This window comes from Streptomyces sp. NPDC059564, from assembly GCF_042735575.1.
Lineage (GTDB): Bacteria > Actinomycetota > Actinomycetes > Streptomycetales > Streptomycetaceae > Streptomyces.
The window spans coordinates 44,261-59,815 of the sequence record NZ_JBHWBP010000012.1; the positions used below are offsets into that span (position 1 = coordinate 44,261).

Sequence of the window (15,555 nt, forward strand, 5' to 3'; positions counted from 1 at the left end):
GGTACCTCCGGCGGGGGCCGGGGACCCGGACGTACCACCACCCATCAAGGGTGGTCGGCGGTCGGGAGTGGTTCTGCGGAAGACCCCCGAACACACAGGAGCCATTTGTGGCACGCGTTTCCGGTGTTGACATCCCGCGCGAAAAGCGTGTGGAGATCGCACTCACCTACGTCTTCGGTATCGGGCGCACCCGGTCCAAGGAGATCCTCGCCTCCACGGGCGTGAACCCGAACACCCGCGTTCGTGACCTGGCCGAAGAGGACCTCGTCAAGATCCGCGAGTACGTGGACGCCAACCTCCGCACCGAGGGTGACCTCCGCCGCGAGATCCAGGGCGACATCCGCCGCAAGATCGAGATCCAGTGCTACCAGGGCATCCGCCACCGTCGTGGCCTGCCGGTGCACGGTCAGCGCACCAGCACGAACGCGCGTACCCGCAAGGGCCCGCGTCGCGCGATCGCCGGTAAGAAGAAGCCGGGCAAGAAGTAGTCCTGTTCAGCGGTCTTGCGCTGTAGGACCGACCACCTCCCGTAGGAGATTTAGATGCCCCCCAAGGGTCGTCAGGGCGCTGCCAAGAAGGTGCGCCGCAAGGAAAAGAAGAACGTCGCTCACGGGCACGCCCACATCAAGAGCACGTTCAACAACACGATCGTCTCGATCACGGACCCCTCGGGCAACGTGATCTCCTGGGCCTCCGCCGGCCACGTCGGCTTCAAGGGCTCGCGCAAGTCCACCCCCTTCGCCGCGCAGATGGCCGCCGAGTCGGCCGCCCGCCGCGCGCAGGAGCACGGCATGCGCAAGGTTGACGTCTTCGTCAAGGGTCCGGGCTCCGGCCGCGAGACCGCGATCCGCTCCCTCCAGGCCACCGGCCTCGAGGTCGGCTCGATCCAGGACGTCACCCCCACCCCGCACAACGGCTGCCGCCCGCCGAAGCGCCGCCGCGTCTGATCCGGGGCGGCGCCCTTCCCCGCCGTCGCGGGGGTGATCCGCGCCGCCGCGTCTGACGCAGCGGACGCACTTGTGCGTTCTTGAGTGTCCGGGCGGTACGAACCCCTCGCGGGGGACGTACCGCCCGTACCCTTGTAGTTCGTAGTACCCGTCGGGCGTCAAATAGTGGGCGTCCACGACTGAAGGAACACAGACATGCTTATCGCTCAGCGTCCTTCGCTGACCGAAGAGGTCGTCGACGAGTACCGCTCGCGGTTCGTGATCGAGCCGCTCGAGCCGGGCTTCGGCTACACCCTCGGCAACTCCCTGCGCCGTACGCTCCTGTCCTCGATCCCGGGTGCCGCTGTCACCAGCATCCGCGTGGACGGCGTCCTGCACGAGTTCACCACCGTGCCGGGTGTCAAGGAAGACGTCACCGACATCATCCTCAACATCAAGCAGCTGGTCGTCTCCTCGGAGCACGACGAGCCGGTCGTGATGTACCTGCGCAAGCAGGGTCCCGGCCTGGTCACCGCTGCCGACATCGCGCCCCCGGCCGGTGTCGAGGTGCACAACCCGGACCTGGTCCTCGCCACGCTCAACGGCAAGGGCAAGCTGGAGATGGAGCTGACCGTCGAGCGCGGTCGCGGCTACGTCTCCGCCGTCCAGAACAAGCAGCTGGGCCAGGAGATCGGTCGCATCCCGATCGACTCCATCTACAGCCCGGTCCTCAAGGTCACCTACAAGGTCGAGGCGACCCGAGTCGAGCAGCGCACCGACTTCGACAAGCTGATCGTCGACGTCGAGACCAAGCAGGCCATGCGCCCGCGCGACGCCATGGCGTCCGCCGGTAAGACCCTGGTCGAGCTGTTCGGCCTGGCGCGCGAGCTCAACATCGACGCCGAGGGCATCGACATGGGCCCCTCGCCGACGGACGCGGCCCTGGCCGCCGATCTGGCGCTGCCGATCGAGGAGCTGGAGCTCACGGTCCGCTCGTACAACTGCCTCAAGCGCGAGGGCATCCACTCCGTGGGTGAGCTCGTGGCGCGTTCCGAGGCCGACCTGCTCGACATCCGCAACTTCGGTGCGAAGTCGATCGACGAGGTCAAGGCGAAGCTGGCCGGCATGGGCCTGGCCCTCAAGGACAGCCCGCCCGGATTCGACCCGACCGCCGCCGCCGACGCCTTCGGCGCGGATGACGATGCCGATGCGGGCTTCGTCGAGACCGAGCAGTACTAAGAAAGCTTGTGGGGGGCCGACGCCCCCCACACCCCCCTCTCGCGACCGCTTGAGGGAACTGACTCCGGTACCTGACACGGCCGGTGCAGATTTGAAGGAGTAACAATGCCGCGTCCCGCAAAGGGTGCCCGTCTGGGCGGCAGCGCCGCGCACGAGAAGCACCTCCTCGCGAACCTCGCGAAGGCGCTCTTCGAGCACGGCCGCATCACCACCACCGAGGCCAAGGCCCGCCGCCTGCGTCCCTACGCCGAGCGTCTGGTCACCAAGGCCAAGAAGGGCGACATCCACAACCGTCGCCTGGTGCTGCAGACGATCACGGACAAGAGCATCGTGCACACGCTGTTCACCGAGATCGCCCCGCGCTACGAGAACCGCCCCGGTGGTTACACGCGCATCACCAAGATCGGCAACCGTCGTGGCGACAACGCCCCGATGGCCGTCATCGAGCTGGTCGAGGCCCTGACGGTCGCCCAGCAGGCCACTGGTGAGGCCGAGGCCGCCACCAAGCGTGCGGTCAAGGAGGCGGAGGCCAAGGCCGAGGCCACCGAGACCGAGGTCGAGGAGACCAAGGAGGCCTGATCCCGCTCCGGGATCGAGCTTGCTTGATCGGCTCTGAACGGGCCCGCCCCTTCCCGGGGCGGGCCCGTTCTGCATTGCGCGACTCTGAGAGGATCTGTCACGTGAGTGACGAGGTGGAGCCCGGGCACGTCCGGGTGCGGCTGGACCTGTCGTACGACGGCAAGGACTTCTCCGGCTGGGCGAAACAGCGCACGCTGCGGACCGTGCAGGGGGAGCTGGAGAGCGCCCTGCAGACCGTGATGCGCCTCAAGGAACCGGTCGACCTGACCGTGGCCGGGCGGACCGACGCCGGAGTGCACGCGCGCGGGCAGGTCGCGCAGTTCGACCTGGCCGAGGAGGTGTGGGCCGAGCACCACGACAAGCTGCTGCGCCGCCTCGCGGGGCGGCTGCCGCAGGACGTACGGGTGTGGCGGGCCGCCGAGGCCCCCGAGGGCTTCAACGCCCGGTTTTCGGCCATCTGGCGCCGCTACGCGTACCGCGTCGGCGACCACCAGGCCGGAGTGGACCCGCTGCGCCGCGGGCACGTGCTGTGGCACCAGTGGCCGCTGGACGTCGACGCCATGAACGAGGCCGCCGCCGCGCTGCTCGGCGAGCACGACTTCGCCGCGTACTGCAAGAAGCGCGAGGGCGCCACGACCATCCGTACGCTCCAGCAGCTCAGCTGGGAGCGGGCCGACGACGGGATCGTCACGGCCACCGTCCGGGCCGACGCCTTCTGCCACAACATGGTCCGCTCGCTGGTCGGCGCCCTGCTGCACGTGGGCGACGGGCACCGGCCGGTGGAGTGGCCCGGGCAGGTGCTGGCCGCCGCGGTACGGGACTCCTCGGTGCACGTGGTGAAGCCGCACGGGCTCACCCTGGAGGAGGTCGGCTACCCCGCGGACGAGCTGTTGGCCGCCCGCAGCAAGGAGGCCCGCAACATGCGCACCCTCCCGGGTGCCGGCTGCTGCTGAACGCCGGCTAATCCGGTTGGGTGGATCGCGGCGCGACCGGGAGAATGCCCCGCATGGGACATCTCGAAGCCAGCCACCTGGAGTACTACCTTCCCGACGGGCGGGTCTTGCTCCCCGACGTCTCCTTCCGCGTGGGGGAGGGGTCGGTGGTGGCCCTGGTGGGGGCGAACGGCGCCGGCAAGACCACCCTGCTCAAGCTGATCTCCGGTGAGCTCCAGCCGCACGGCGGCGGGGTCACGATCAGCGGCGGGCTCGGCGTGATGTCGCAGTTCGTGGGCTCGGTCCGGGACGAGACGACCGTACGGGACCTGCTGGTGTCGGTGGCGCAGCCGCGGATCCGGGAGGCCGCGAAGGCCGTGGACCGGGCCGAGCAGCTGATCCTGACGGTGGACGACGAAGCCGCCCAGATGGCGTACGCGCAGGCGCTCAGCGACTGGGCCGACGTACAGGGCTACGAGGCGGAGACCCTGTGGGACGTCTGCACCATGGCCGCGCTGGCGATCCCGTACGACAGCGCGCAGTTCCGCGAGGTGCGCACACTGTCGGGCGGTGAGCAGAAGCGGCTCGTCCTGGAGGCGCTGCTGCGCGGGCCGGACGAGGTGCTGCTGCTCGACGAGCCGGACAACTACCTCGACGTCCCGGGCAAGCGCTGGCTGGAGGAGCAGCTCGCCGCCACCCGCAAGACGGTGCTGTTCGTCTCCCACGACCGGGAGCTGCTCACCCAGGCCGCGGAGAAGATCATCAGCCTGGAGGCGAGCCCGACGGGCAGCGACGTGTGGGTGCACGGCGCGGGCTTCGCGACGTACCACGACGCCCGCAAGGAGCGTTTCGCGCGCTTCGAGGAGCTCAAGCGGCGCTGGGACGAGGAGCACGCGCGGCTGAGGGCGCTGGTGCTGCGGCTGCGCAACCAGGCGGCGTCCAGCCCCGACATGGCCTCGCGCTACCGGGCGATGCAGACCCGCTTCCAGAAGTTCGAGGAGGCCGGCCCGCCGCCGGAGCCGCCGCGCGAGCAGGACATCCGGATGCGGCTCAAGGGCGGCCGGACGGGCGTGCGCGCGCTGACCGTGGAGAACCTGGAGCTGACGGGGCTGATGAAGCCCTTCTCGCTGGAGGTCTTCTACGGGGAGCGGGTCGCGGTGCTCGGCTCGAACGGTTCCGGCAAGTCGCACTTCCTGCGGCTGCTGGCGGGCGAGGACGTCAAGCACACGGGCACCTGGAAGCTGGGCGCGCGGGTGCTGCCCGGGCACTTCGCGCAGACGCACGCCCACCCGGAGCTTTTCGGCCGCACCCTCGTCGACATCCTGTGGACGGAGGCGGCCAAGCCGCTCGGCCAGGCCATGGGCGCCCTGCGCCGTTACGAGCTGGAGCGCCAGGGCGAGCAGCCCTTCGAGAAGCTCTCGGGCGGTCAGCAGGCGCGTTTCCAGATCCTGCTGCTGGAACTGGCCGGAACCACGGCGCTGCTGCTGGACGAGCCGACGGACAACCTCGACCTGGAATCGGCGGAGGCCCTGCAGGACGGGCTGGAGGCGTACGACGGCACTGTGCTGTGCGTCACGCACGACCGCTGGTTCGCGCGCACATTTGACCGTTACTTGGTCTTCGGTTCGGACGGTGTTGTGCGGGAGACTCAGGAACCCGTCTGGGACGAACGTAGGGTCGATCGGAAGCGCTAGGGGCGGTTCAACCCCTTGGCGGGTCGAGGGGGAGGCGCTGTGGGGCTGCGGCCTAGCATCTGGCTCATGAAGTGGGACCGTCCGTCCGCCGCCGACCGGCGGACCGCCTGGCTGCTGGAGCCGGCGCCCCGGTCGTGGCGGGTGGTCTCGCTGCTGATCCTCCTGGTCATCGCGGTCTCGACGAGCCTGCGGGCGAACTGGGGCTCGGACAACGCCTTCGTGGTCAAGGCCGCGGACGCGCTGCTGGCGGGGGTCTCCCCGTACGAGGACAAGCGGTTCCTGTACCTGCCGAGCGCCGTGATCATGGCGGTGCCGGAGGCGATGCTCCCGCAGGTGGTGCTGCGCTGGCTGCTGCCGGTGGGGATGACGGGGCTCGTCGGGATCGGCTGGTGGGCCTCGTTGCGGCTGTTCGCGGTGCCGCTGTGCTCGCGCTTCGCGGTGGGCGGCTTCGGGCTGCTGGCCCTGGCGTACAAGCCGTACGTGAACCTCGTGCTGATCGGGAACTGGACGGCGATCTCGGCGGCCGCGCTGCCGGTGGCGCTGCTGCTCGCGCACCGGCGTTCCTGGGTCGCGGCGGGGCTGGTGGTGGGGCTCGCCATCGCCTGCAAGCCGATGCTGGTGCCGGTCGGGCTGCTCTTCGTACTGGCCCGGCAGTGGCGGGGGCTGGCGGTGGCGGTGCTGGTGCCGGTGGGGGTGTCGCTGGCGGGGGCGCTGCTGATGCCGAGCCCGACGCTGTTCTTCACCAAGACCCTGCCGTTCCTGTTCAAGGGGCAGGACGCCTACGCGCTGCCCTGGGACGCCTCGCCGATCGCGGTGCTGCCGCGGCTGGGGCTGCCGGAGCCGGTGGCGGTGGTGCTGGCCGGGGCGGGGGCGCTGGCGGTGCTGTGGGCGGTCGCGGTGCGGTGGCGGCGCGAGGACGACGGTGACACGGGCGAGCTGAGGCTCGCGGAGACGGCCTGCATGGTGATGCTCGCCGTGTTCCTGGTGTCGCGGCCGTCCTTCGACCACTACCTGCTGCTGGTGCTGCCGCTGCTGCTGGCGTCGGGGGTGCGGGAGGGCTCGATGCCGCGTTCGCCCTGGTTCTGGGTGGCGCTGGTGCCGCAGCTGGCGGTGGTTCCGTGGCCTTCGGAGTTCGAGCACAAGCGGCGGGCGTTCCGGGATTTCGCGGCGCTGTGCGCGCTCGCGGGGCTGTGCGCGTGGCGTGCGTTGCGGCCGGACCGGGTTACTCTGGAACCTGTACGAACTACGGGGTCCCCACCCAGGACCGAACCGGAGTGCGCCGCGACCCCCGTCGAGACGGGATCGCGGACCGCGTTTTGACCCTTCCAGGTCTTCAGGGGTACCCTGCTGGTTCGTTATGCGTATTGGCTTGCTCATTCTCACGTGAATTTGCCTTACGCCGGTCCACCGGGCCGATGACCAGCGGTACACACGGGTTGCGTCCCCGATGTGGACCAGGGCTGTCGTGATCGTCCGTGGTGACCCATGTCAGGACCCGTCCCTCGGGCTCACCCCCCGGGGATGACCCACCACTGAAGAAGCGAAGGCATACGCGTGCGTACGTTCAGCCCCAAGCCCGGCGACATCTCGCGCCAGTGGCTCGTCATCGACGCCCAGGACGTTGTCCTCGGCCGTCTGGCGACCCAGGCCGCTGCCCTCCTGCGGGGCAAGCACAAGCCGACTTACGCCCCCCACATGGACATGGGCGACTTCGTCATCATCGTCAACGCCGACAAGGTTCACCTGTCCGGCAACAAGGCGACCCAGAAGATGGCGTACCGCCACTCCGGCTACCCGGGTGGTCTCCGCTCCGTGCGTTACGACGACCTCCTGGCGAACAACCCGGAGAAGGCCGTCGAGAAGGCCATCAAGGGCATGCTCCCCAAGAACACCCTGGGCCGTCAGATGCTCTCGAAGCTGAAGGTCTACTCGGGCGACCAGCACCCCCACGCTGCCCAGCAGCCGGTGCCGTTCGAGATCACCCAGGTCGCGCAGTAGTTCCGGCCACCCCCTAAGACGTAGAAAATTCTGAGGAGCATCGTGGCCGAGACCACCGCCGAGACCCCCGTCGAAGAGTTCGAGGGCGTCGAGGAGTACACCACCGAGTCCGAGGTCGTCGTCGAGGGCGACTACACCTCCGAGTCGCTTGCCGGTCGCTTCGGTGACCCCCAGCCGGCCGCCGGCCTGGGCCGTCGCAAGAACGCCATCGCCCGCGTCCGGATCGTTCCGGGCACCGGCAAGTGGAAGATCAACGGTCGCACCCTTGAGGACTACTTCCCCAACAAGGTGCACCAGCAGGAAGTCAACGAGCCGTTCAAGCTCCTCGAGCTGGACAACCGCTACGACGTCATCGCCCGCATCTCGGGTGGCGGCGTTTCCGGCCAGGCCGGCGCCCTGCGCCTCGGCGTGGCCCGTGCGCTGAACGAGGCGGACGTGGACAACAACCGCCCGGCGCTGAAGAAGGCCGGCTTCCTCTCCCGCGACGACCGTGCGGTCGAGCGCAAGAAGGCCGGTCTCAAGAAGGCCCGTAAGGCTCCGCAGTACAGCAAGCGTTAATCTGCGCCTGCTGTTCTGCAACGAAACCGCCCCGGCAGCACTCTCTGTGCTGTCGGGGCGGTTCGTTTACCGCCACAAGCGGCAAATACCTGTCACAAGCGGTCACAAAGCGAAGCGTGAACTCGGGAGGACAACAGTGGGACGACTCTTCGGGACGGACGGTGTACGAGGCGTCGCCAATGCGGATCTGACGGCTGAGCTCGCGCTCGGCCTCTCCGTGGCGGCCGCACACGTACTGGCCGAGGCGGGCACCTTCGCGGGCCACCGGGCCACGGCGGTCGTCGGCCGCGATCCCCGCGCGTCGGGCGAATTCCTGGAGGCCGCGGTCGTCGCGGGCCTCGCCAGCGCCGGCGTGGACGTCCTGCGCGTCGGTGTGCTGCCCACCCCGGCGGTGGCGTATCTCACCGGTGCGCTGGGCGCCGACCTCGGCGTGATGCTCTCCGCGAGCCACAACGCCATGCCCGACAACGGCATCAAGTTCTTCGCGCGCGGCGGCCACAAGCTCGCCGACGACCTGGAGGACCGCATCGAGTCGGTCTACGAGGAGCACCGCACGGGCGCTCCCTGGGACCGGCCCACCGGCTCCGGCGTCGGCCGGGTCTCCGACTACACCGAGGGCTTCGACAAGTACGTCGCCCACCTCATCGCGGTCCTCCCGAACCGTCTCGACGGCCTCAAGGTCGTCCTCGACGAGGCCCACGGCGCGGCCTCCTTCGTCTCCCCCGAGGCCTTCACCCGGGCGGGCGCGGAGATCATCACGATCGGCGCCGAGCCCGACGGCCTGAACATCAACGACGGCTGCGGCTCCACCCACCTGGACCTGGTCAAGCAGGCCGTGGTCGAGCACGGCGCCGACTTCGGCATCGCGCACGACGGCGACGCCGACCGCTGCCTGGCGGTGGACGGCTCCGGCGCCGAGGTCGACGGCGACCAGATCCTCGCGGTGCTGGCGCTGGCCATGCGCGAGGCCGGCCAGCTGCGGGAGAACACCGTGGTCGGCACCGTCATGTCGAACCTGGGCTTCAAGCTGGCCATGGAGGCCGAGGGCATCCAGGTCGTGCAGACCGGGGTCGGCGACCGGTACGTGCTGGAGTCGATGAAGGAGAACGGCTACGCGCTGGGCGGCGAGCAGTCCGGCCACGTGATCATCCTCGACCACGCGACCACCGGCGACGGCACGCTGACCGGCCTGATGCTGGCGGCCCGCGTCGCGGCCACCGGGCGGTCCCTGGCCGACCTGGCCGGGGTCATGAAGCGGCTGCCGCAGATCCTGATCAACGTCCCGGACGTGGACAAGTCCCGGGTCGCGACCTCCGGCGAGCTGGCCGCGGCCGTCGCCGACGCCGAGCGCGAGCTGGGCACCACCGGCCGGGTGCTGCTCCGTCCGTCCGGTACGGAGCCCCTCGTCCGGGTGATGGTGGAGGCCGCCGACATCGAACAGGCCCGCGCGGTCGCCGGGCGGCTCGCGGACGTCGTGAAGTCGGCGCTGGGCTAGGCCCTCCTCGTCGAAGGTGCGCCGTGGCGCACCCGGCGGGCGGATCATCCGGCCCCGCTGGGTGCGCCACGGCCGTTTCCAGCCGATGGGGGATGCGGTGTGCCCGCACCCTCGTGGCCGGCGCGTGCGGTGGCCGCAGAGCGCCGTGCTCAGAGTTTGCGCAGGCTCAGCTTCTGCACCTTGTGGTCCGGGCCCTTGCGCACGACGAGCGTGGCGCGGCCGCGGGTGGGCGCCACGTTCTCCAGCAGGTTGGGCTTGTTGATGGTCCGCCACATCGTCTGGGCGTACTCCAGGGCCTCCTCCTCGGAGACCTGGGTGTACTTGCGGAAGTAGGAGAAAGGATTCTGGAACGCGGTCTCGCGCAGCTTCCGGAAGCGGTTGAGGTACCAGCGCTCGATGTCCTCGGGGCGGGCGTCCACGTACACGCTGAAGTCGAAGTAGTCGGCGAGACCGACGCGGGTGCGGCCGTCCTTGCCGGGCAGGGCGGGCTGGAGGACGTTCAGCCCCTCGACGATCAGGATGTCCGGGCGGCGGACCACGAGCTGCTCGCCCGGGACGATGTCGTAGATCAGGTGCGAGTACACCGGCGCCGTGACCTCGTCCTTGCCCGCCTTGATGTCCGCGACGAAACGGGTCAGCGCGCGCCGGTCGTAGGACTCCGGGAAGCCCTTGCGGGAGGTCAGGCCGCGCCGCTGGAGCTCCTTCATCGGGAACAGGAACCCGTCCGTGGTGACCAGCTCGACGCGCGGGTGCTCCGGCCAGCGGGCGAGGAGGGCCTGGAGCAGACGGGCCACCGTGGACTTGCCGACGGCGACCGAGCCGGCGACGCCTATCACGAAGGGGGTGCCCTGCTGGGCGCCGTGGCCGTTGCCCGCGTCGCCGAGGAAGGTGTTGAGGGTGCCGCGGAGGTTGCTGGTGGCGCCGACGTACAGGTTGAGCAGGCGGGAGAGCGGGAGGTAGACGTCCCGCACCTCGTCGAGGTCGATGACGTCGCCGAGGCCGCGCAGCCGCTCGACCTCCTGCGCCGTCAGCGGCAGCGGCGTCCGCTCGCGCAGGGCGCTCCATTCGGCCCGCGTGAGGTCGACGTACGGGGAGGCGTCGGGCACCCGGCGGGGGCCGGAGCGCTCCGGTCCGGGCTCCGGCGTGCAACGCGTCGGCGATGTGATCACAGGCCCATTGTCGGGGCTCGGGGGCGCGCGTGGATGGTGGGGTCGGTCACGTGGGTGCGGGACGGGCGGGAAGACGCAGGTGGAGGGGGCGTACGGGGGGTGTGCGGGGGGTTGTACGCGAGCGGGTATCGATCGGAAGGCCGTCCCGTCTCATGCGGATCACGATTGGCCGCCAGGGGCGGCGACACCGGTGGGGCGGGCCGGGGCGACCGTACATTGATCGACACCGCGGCGCTGATCAGCGCCCTCGCGGTGTTCTTTCTCTGGGGGAATCCTTCGTGCGCACCACGCTCGTCCGTCGTACCGTCCTGACCGCCTCCGCGGTCTCCCTGGCCCTGCTCGCGACCGCCTGCGGCGCCGGCAAGGCCGACACCAAGGCCGACGCCAAGCCCGAGCCGCGGCCGTCCGCGCCGTCGAGCGCCGCCCCGGCGGCCAAGGGCAAGACCGACTCGGAGCTGTCCGCGCTGCTGGTCACCCAGGCCGACGTGCCGGACCACGTCGAGGCGAAGGACGTGGCCAAGAAGGCCTCCGAGGACCAGGGCAACGCGGGAACCGTCGACAAGCCCGAGTGCAAGGCGCTGGTCGACGCCTACACCCAGCGGAAGATCGGCACGCCGACCGGAACCGCCCTCACGGCCCTGGCCGCGAAGCCGAAGGAGCTCGGCCCGAACGCGACCGAAGAGGAGAAGGCGGCCGCGATCATGGGTGCCCTCACCACCACCACGACGGTGACCGGCCTCACGTCGTACGACGGCAAGGGCGCCGAGGAGATGGTGGCGTCCGTCAAGGCGGCGGGCACGGCGTGCCCGGCCGGCTTCTCGGTGACCGCGGGAAGCGACGTCACCAAGTTCGACAGCGTCAAGCCCGGCCAGTCCGCCTCCGTGGGCGACGAGGCCGTCAGCCTGGTCCTCACCATGGACCTGGAGGACGGCGACAAGGGCACCATCCTGCTGAACGTGGTGCGCAAGGCCAACACGGTGGCGACCTTCTCGTCCATCAGCTTCGGGGGCAAGACGGAGTTCCCCAAGACCCTGATCGGGGCCCAGGCCAAGAAGCTCGGCTGACCTTCCGCGAACCGAGCGTCAACCCCGCTCCGGCGATTCGCCGGGGCGGGGTTTCGACTTGTTCAGGTACCGGGCAGACTGCCAACTACGGCGTAGGGTGCGGCCTATGTGCGGAATTGTGGGTTACGTGGGAGCGCAGTCGGCGCTCGATGTGGTCATCGCCGGACTGAAGCGGCTGGAGTACCGCGGCTACGACTCGGCCGGTATCGCGGTGCTCGCCGACGGGCGGCTCGCCAACGTCAAGAAGGCCGGGAAGCTGGTCAACCTGGAGAAGGAACTCGTCGGGCACCCCCTGCCGGCCGGGTCCACGGGGCTCGGGCACACGCGGTGGGCGACCCACGGCGGGCCCACCGACGTCAACGCCCATCCCCATCTGGACAACTCCGGACGGGTGGCCGTCGTGCACAACGGCATCATCGAGAACTTCGCCGCGCTGCGCGCCGAACTGGCCGAGCGCGGGCACCGGCTGGAGTCCGAGACGGACACCGAGGTCGTCGCGCACCTGCTGGCCGAGCGGTTCGCGGCCGGGCCGGGCACGTCCGGGGCGCTCGCGGAGGCGATGCGGCAGGTGTGCCGGCGCCTGGAGGGCGCGTTCACGCTGGTCGCGGTGCACGCCGACGAGCCCGACGTGGTGGTCGGCGCCCGCCGCAACTCCCCGCTCGTGGTGGGCGTCGGGGAGGGCGAGAACTTCCTCGCCTCGGACGTGGCGGCCTTCATCGCCCACACCCGCTCCGCGATCGAGCTCGGCCAGGACCAGGTCGTCGAACTGCGCCGCGACGGGGTCACGGTGACCACGTTCGACGGTGCGCCGGCGGACGTGCGGGCCTACCACGTGGACTGGGACGCCTCGGCGGCCGAGAAGGGCGGCTACGACTACTTCATGCTCAAGGAGATCGCCGAGCAGCCGAAGGCCGTCGCCGACACCCTCCTCGGCCGGATCGACGCGAGCGGCATGCTGACCCTGGACGAGGTGCGCATCCCCGCCTCGGTGCTCCGCGAGGTCGACAAGGTCGTGATCGTGGCGTGCGGTACGGCGTACCACGCGGGCATGATCGCGAAGCTGGCCATCGAGCACTGGACCCGCATCCCCTGCGAGACGGAGCTGGCCAGCGAGTTCCGCTACCGCGACCCGATCCTGGACCAGCGGACGCTGGTGATCGCGATCTCGCAGTCCGGCGAGACCATGGACACCCTGATGGCGCTGCGCCACGCGCGCGAGCAGGGCGCCAAGGTGCTGGCCGTCTGCAACACCAACGGGTCCACGATCCCGCGCGAATCGGACGCCGTGCTGTACACGCACGCCGGTCCGGAGGTGGCCGTCGCCTCGACGAAGGCGTTCCTGACGCAGCTGGTGGCCTGCTACCTGGTCGCGCTGTACCTCGGCCAGGTGCGGGGCACCAAGTGGGGCGACGAGATCGAGTCGGTGATCCGGGAGCTGTCGGAGATCGCGGGCGCCGTGGAAACCGTGCTGGAGACGATGGAACCCGTACGGAGCCTCGCGCGGTCGCTGGCCGACAAGAACACCGTGCTGTTCCTGGGGCGGCACGTCGGCTACCCGGTGGCGCTGGAGGGCGCGCTCAAGCTCAAGGAGCTGGCGTACATGCACGCCGAGGGCTTCGCGGCGGGCGAGCTCAAGCACGGGCCGATCGCGCTGATCGAGCAGGACCTGCCGGTGGTCGTGGTCGTGCCCTCGCCGCGCGGGCGGTCCGTCCTGCACGACAAGATCGTCTCGAACATCCAGGAGATCCGGGCGCGCGGGGCGCGGACCATCGTCATCGCGGAGGAGGGCGACGAGGCGGTCGTCCCGTACGCCGACCACCTGATCCGGATCCCGGCGACGCCGACGCTGCTCCAGCCGCTGGTCGCGACGGTGCCGCTGCAGGTGTTCGCGTGCGAGCTGGCCACGGCGCGGGGGAACGAGGTGGACCAGCCGCGTAATCTCGCCAAGTCGGTGACTGTGGAGTAGTGGGGTTTTTCTTGTGATTGTCGGTGTGGGGATTGACGTTGCCGAGATCGAGCGGTTCGGCGCCGCGCTGGAGCGGACGCCGAACCTGGCGCGACGGCTGTTCCTCGACGCCGAGTTGACGCTGCCGAGCGGCGAGCGGCGCGGAACCGCCTCGCTCGCCGCCCGGTTCGCCGCCAAGGAGGCCCTGGCCAAGGCGCTCGGCGCGCCGGGCGGGCTGCTGTGGACCGACGCCGAGGTGTACGTGGAGGAGTCCGGGCAGCCCCGGCTGCGGGTGTCGGGGACGGTCGAGGCGCGGGCGAAGGCCCTCGGGGTGACGTCGTGGCACATCTCGCTCAGCCATGACGCCGGGGTCGCCTCCGCGGTGGTGATCGCCGAGGGGTAGGCGTTCGGGCACGCTGGGGGCATGCGTACTGCTTACAGCGTGGAGACCGTACGGGCCGCCGAGCGCGAGCTGATGGCACGGCTGCCGGAAGGCGCCCTGATGGCGCGGGCGGCGGCGGGACTGGCCGCCGTGTGCGCGGAGTTGCTGCGGCGGAGCCGGGGCCGGGTCTACGGCTCCCGGGTCGTGCTGCTGGCCGGGCCCGGGGACAACGGCGGCGACGCCCTGTACGCGGGGGCGCGGCTGGCGCGGCGCGGGGCCCGGGTGACGGCGGTGCCGATGGATCCGGCGCGGATGCACCCCGGCGGGCTGGCCGCGCTGCTGGCCGCCGGGGGGCGGGTCGCGGAGCCGGTGCCGCAGCGGGCCGACCTCGTGCTGGACGGGCTGACCGGGATCGGCGGGCGCGGCGGGCTGCGGGCCGCGGCCGCCGCGCTGGTGGAGCGGATCCCGGCGGGCGCGCTCGTCGTCGCCGTGGACCTGCCGAGCGGGGTGGACGCGGACACCGGGGAGGTGACGGGCCCGGCGGTGTCGGCCGACGTGACGGTCACCTTCGGGGCGTACAAGCCGGGGCTGCTGATCGACCCCGGGGCCTCGCGGGTGGGCGCGCTGCGGCTGGTCGGGATCGGGCTGGAGCTGCCGGCGCCGGAGCTTGAGGCCCTCCAGCACGCCGATGTGGCGGGGCTGCTCCCGGTGCCGACGGCGTCGAGCGACAAGTACCGGCGGGGCGTGGTCGGCGTCGTCGCCGGGTCGGAGCAATACCCGGGCGCGGCGGTGCTGGCCGTGGCGGGGGCGCTGCGGGGTGGCGCGGGCGCGGTGCGGTACGTGGGCCCGGCGGTGGACGCCGTGCTCGCGCGGTACCCGGAGGTGCTGGTCGGGCGGGGCCGGGTGCAGGCGTGGGTGGTCGGGCCGGGGATCGGGGACGGGCGGGGCGCGGAGGTGGCGCGGGCGCTGGCCGACCGGGACGTGCCGGTGCTGGTGGACGCGGACGGGCTGCGCGGGCTGGACCCCGAGGTGGTGCGGGGGCGCCGGGCGGCGACCCTGCTGACCCCGCACGCGGGGGAGGCGGCGGCGCTGCTGGGGGTGCCGCGGGAGTCGGTGGAGGCCGGGAGGCTGGGGGCCGTACGGGAGCTGGCGGGGCGGTACGGGGCGACGGTGCTGCTGAAGGGGTCGACGACGCTGGTCGCCTCCGGCGGGCCGGGCGGGGGCGGGGGCGGGGTGGTCCGGGTCAACCCGACCGGGACTCCGTGGCTCGCCACCGCCGGGAGCGGGGACGTGCTGTCGGGGCTGGCCGGGTCCCTGCTGGCGGCCGGGCTGTCGGGGGTGGACGCCGGGTCGGTGGCCGCGTACCTCCACGGGCTGGCCGGGCGGCTGGCCGCCGGCTGCGTGGGGGCGCCGGTGATGGCCCAGGAGGTGGCCGCCGCCCTTCCTTCGGCCTGGCGCGCCGTGCGGCCCTGACGGGGCCGGGGCTGGAGTTTGCCGGGTCGGGGCCGGATGGGCCGGGGCCGCCGCTGCGCGAGCCGGGCTGCCGCCCGGGCTCCTGGGGCTCCGCCCCAGAC

Annotated in this window: 15 protein-coding genes; 14 read left to right on the plus strand and 1 reads right to left on the minus strand. The window is 71.2% G+C overall.

What is annotated here, in order from left to right:
• Nucleotides 1-107: 107 nt before the first annotated feature.
• The 10 genes from rpsM to glmM all read left to right on the plus strand — a co-directional run bounded on the left by rpsM (nt 108) and on the right by glmM (nt 9,421).
• The gene (rpsM, locus tag ACFV0Q_RS04940; RefSeq protein WP_007265919.1) at nt 108-488 is read left to right on the plus strand and encodes a 30S ribosomal protein S13; all 381 of its coding nucleotides are present in this window, start codon (nt 108-110) and stop codon (nt 486-488) included.
• Between the two features lie 54 nt (nt 489-542).
• Nucleotides 543-947, plus strand: coding sequence for a 30S ribosomal protein S11 (gene rpsK, locus ACFV0Q_RS04945; protein WP_003956432.1), 405 nt, complete (start codon nt 543-545; stop codon nt 945-947).
• Between the two features lie 195 nt (nt 948-1,142).
• A complete protein-coding gene (locus ACFV0Q_RS04950) occupies nt 1,143-2,165 on the plus strand; it encodes a DNA-directed RNA polymerase subunit alpha (protein WP_008739666.1) in 1,023 nt (340 codons plus the stop codon).
• Nucleotides 2,166-2,270: 105 nt separating this feature from the next.
• Nucleotides 2,271-2,744: a 50S ribosomal protein L17 gene (rplQ, locus tag ACFV0Q_RS04955; RefSeq protein WP_030653663.1), complete on the plus strand. Its 474-nt coding sequence runs from the start codon at nt 2,271-2,273 to the stop codon at nt 2,742-2,744.
• Between the two features lie 101 nt (nt 2,745-2,845).
• Nucleotides 2,846-3,697: a tRNA pseudouridine(38-40) synthase TruA gene (gene truA / locus ACFV0Q_RS04960; RefSeq protein WP_385000511.1), complete on the plus strand. Its 852-nt coding sequence runs from the start codon at nt 2,846-2,848 to the stop codon at nt 3,695-3,697.
• Nucleotides 3,698-3,750: 53 nt separating this feature from the next.
• Nucleotides 3,751-5,370: an ATP-binding cassette domain-containing protein gene (locus tag ACFV0Q_RS04965; RefSeq protein WP_385000514.1), complete on the plus strand. Its 1,620-nt coding sequence runs from the start codon at nt 3,751-3,753 to the stop codon at nt 5,368-5,370.
• Nucleotides 5,371-5,436: 66 nt separating this feature from the next.
• A complete protein-coding gene (locus tag ACFV0Q_RS04970; protein WP_385000517.1) occupies nt 5,437-6,690 on the plus strand; it encodes a glycosyltransferase family 87 protein in 1,254 nt (417 codons plus the stop codon).
• 234 nt (nt 6,691-6,924) lie between these two features.
• Nucleotides 6,925-7,368 (plus strand): 50S ribosomal protein L13, encoded by a 444-nt coding sequence (gene rplM, locus ACFV0Q_RS04975; RefSeq protein WP_073912858.1) that lies wholly within the window; start codon nt 6,925-6,927, stop codon nt 7,366-7,368.
• Nucleotides 7,369-7,410: 42 nt separating this feature from the next.
• Nucleotides 7,411-7,926: a 30S ribosomal protein S9 gene (gene rpsI / locus ACFV0Q_RS04980; RefSeq protein ID WP_266574493.1), complete on the plus strand. Its 516-nt coding sequence runs from the start codon at nt 7,411-7,413 to the stop codon at nt 7,924-7,926.
• 136 nt (nt 7,927-8,062) lie between these two features.
• Nucleotides 8,063-9,421 carry a phosphoglucosamine mutase gene (gene glmM / locus ACFV0Q_RS04985; protein ID WP_385000521.1) on the plus strand — a complete coding sequence of 453 codons (1,359 nt, stop codon included), beginning with the start codon at nt 8,063-8,065 and terminating at the stop codon, nt 9,419-9,421.
• Nucleotides 9,422-9,570: 149 nt separating this feature from the next.
• On the opposite strand, the gene coaA is transcribed toward glmM, so the two are convergent.
• On the minus strand, nt 9,571-10,590 hold the full coding sequence (gene coaA / locus ACFV0Q_RS04990) for a type I pantothenate kinase (protein WP_385000524.1): 1,020 nt from the start codon (nt 10,588-10,590) through the stop codon (nt 9,571-9,573).
• Nucleotides 10,591-10,868: 278 nt separating this feature from the next.
• Here coaA and ACFV0Q_RS04995 point away from each other — a divergent pair, with 278 nt between their 5' ends.
• The 4 genes from ACFV0Q_RS04995 (at nt 10,869) to ACFV0Q_RS05010 (ending at nt 15,454) form a co-directional block, all read left to right on the plus strand.
• The gene (locus ACFV0Q_RS04995) at nt 10,869-11,654 is read left to right on the plus strand and encodes a hypothetical protein (protein ID WP_385000527.1); all 786 of its coding nucleotides are present in this window, start codon (nt 10,869-10,871) and stop codon (nt 11,652-11,654) included.
• A gap of 106 nt (nt 11,655-11,760) precedes the next feature.
• Nucleotides 11,761-13,620: a glutamine--fructose-6-phosphate transaminase (isomerizing) gene (glmS, locus tag ACFV0Q_RS05000; protein ID WP_385000530.1), complete on the plus strand. Its 1,860-nt coding sequence runs from the start codon at nt 11,761-11,763 to the stop codon at nt 13,618-13,620.
• Nucleotides 13,621-13,633: 13 nt separating this feature from the next.
• A complete protein-coding gene (locus ACFV0Q_RS05005) occupies nt 13,634-14,002 on the plus strand; it encodes a holo-ACP synthase (RefSeq protein ID WP_385000533.1) in 369 nt (122 codons plus the stop codon).
• A gap of 21 nt (nt 14,003-14,023) precedes the next feature.
• Entirely contained in the window at nt 14,024-15,454 is a 1,431-nt protein-coding gene (locus ACFV0Q_RS05010; protein ID WP_385000536.1) for an NAD(P)H-hydrate dehydratase, read from the plus strand.
• The last annotated feature ends 101 nt before the right edge of the window (nt 15,455-15,555 follow it).

What these genes read in the sequence shown, in the direction of transcription:
- rpsK (WP_003956432.1), top strand. Translation starts at nt 543, where the DNA reads ATGCCCCCCAAGGGTCGTCAGGGCGCTGCCAAGAAGGTGCGCCGCAAG.
- ACFV0Q_RS04950 (WP_008739666.1), top strand. Translation starts at nt 1,143, where the DNA reads ATGCTTATCGCTCAGCGTCCTTCGCTGACCGAAGAGGTCGTCGACGAG.
- rplQ (WP_030653663.1), top strand. Translation starts at nt 2,271, where the DNA reads ATGCCGCGTCCCGCAAAGGGTGCCCGTCTGGGCGGCAGCGCCGCGCAC.
- ACFV0Q_RS04965 (WP_385000514.1), top strand. Translation starts at nt 3,751, where the DNA reads ATGGGACATCTCGAAGCCAGCCACCTGGAGTACTACCTTCCCGACGGG.
- ACFV0Q_RS04970 (WP_385000517.1), top strand. Translation starts at nt 5,437, where the DNA reads ATGAAGTGGGACCGTCCGTCCGCCGCCGACCGGCGGACCGCCTGGCTG.
- glmS (WP_385000530.1), top strand. Translation starts at nt 11,761, where the DNA reads ATGTGCGGAATTGTGGGTTACGTGGGAGCGCAGTCGGCGCTCGATGTG.
- ACFV0Q_RS05010 (WP_385000536.1), top strand. Translation starts at nt 14,024, where the DNA reads ATGCGTACTGCTTACAGCGTGGAGACCGTACGGGCCGCCGAGCGCGAG.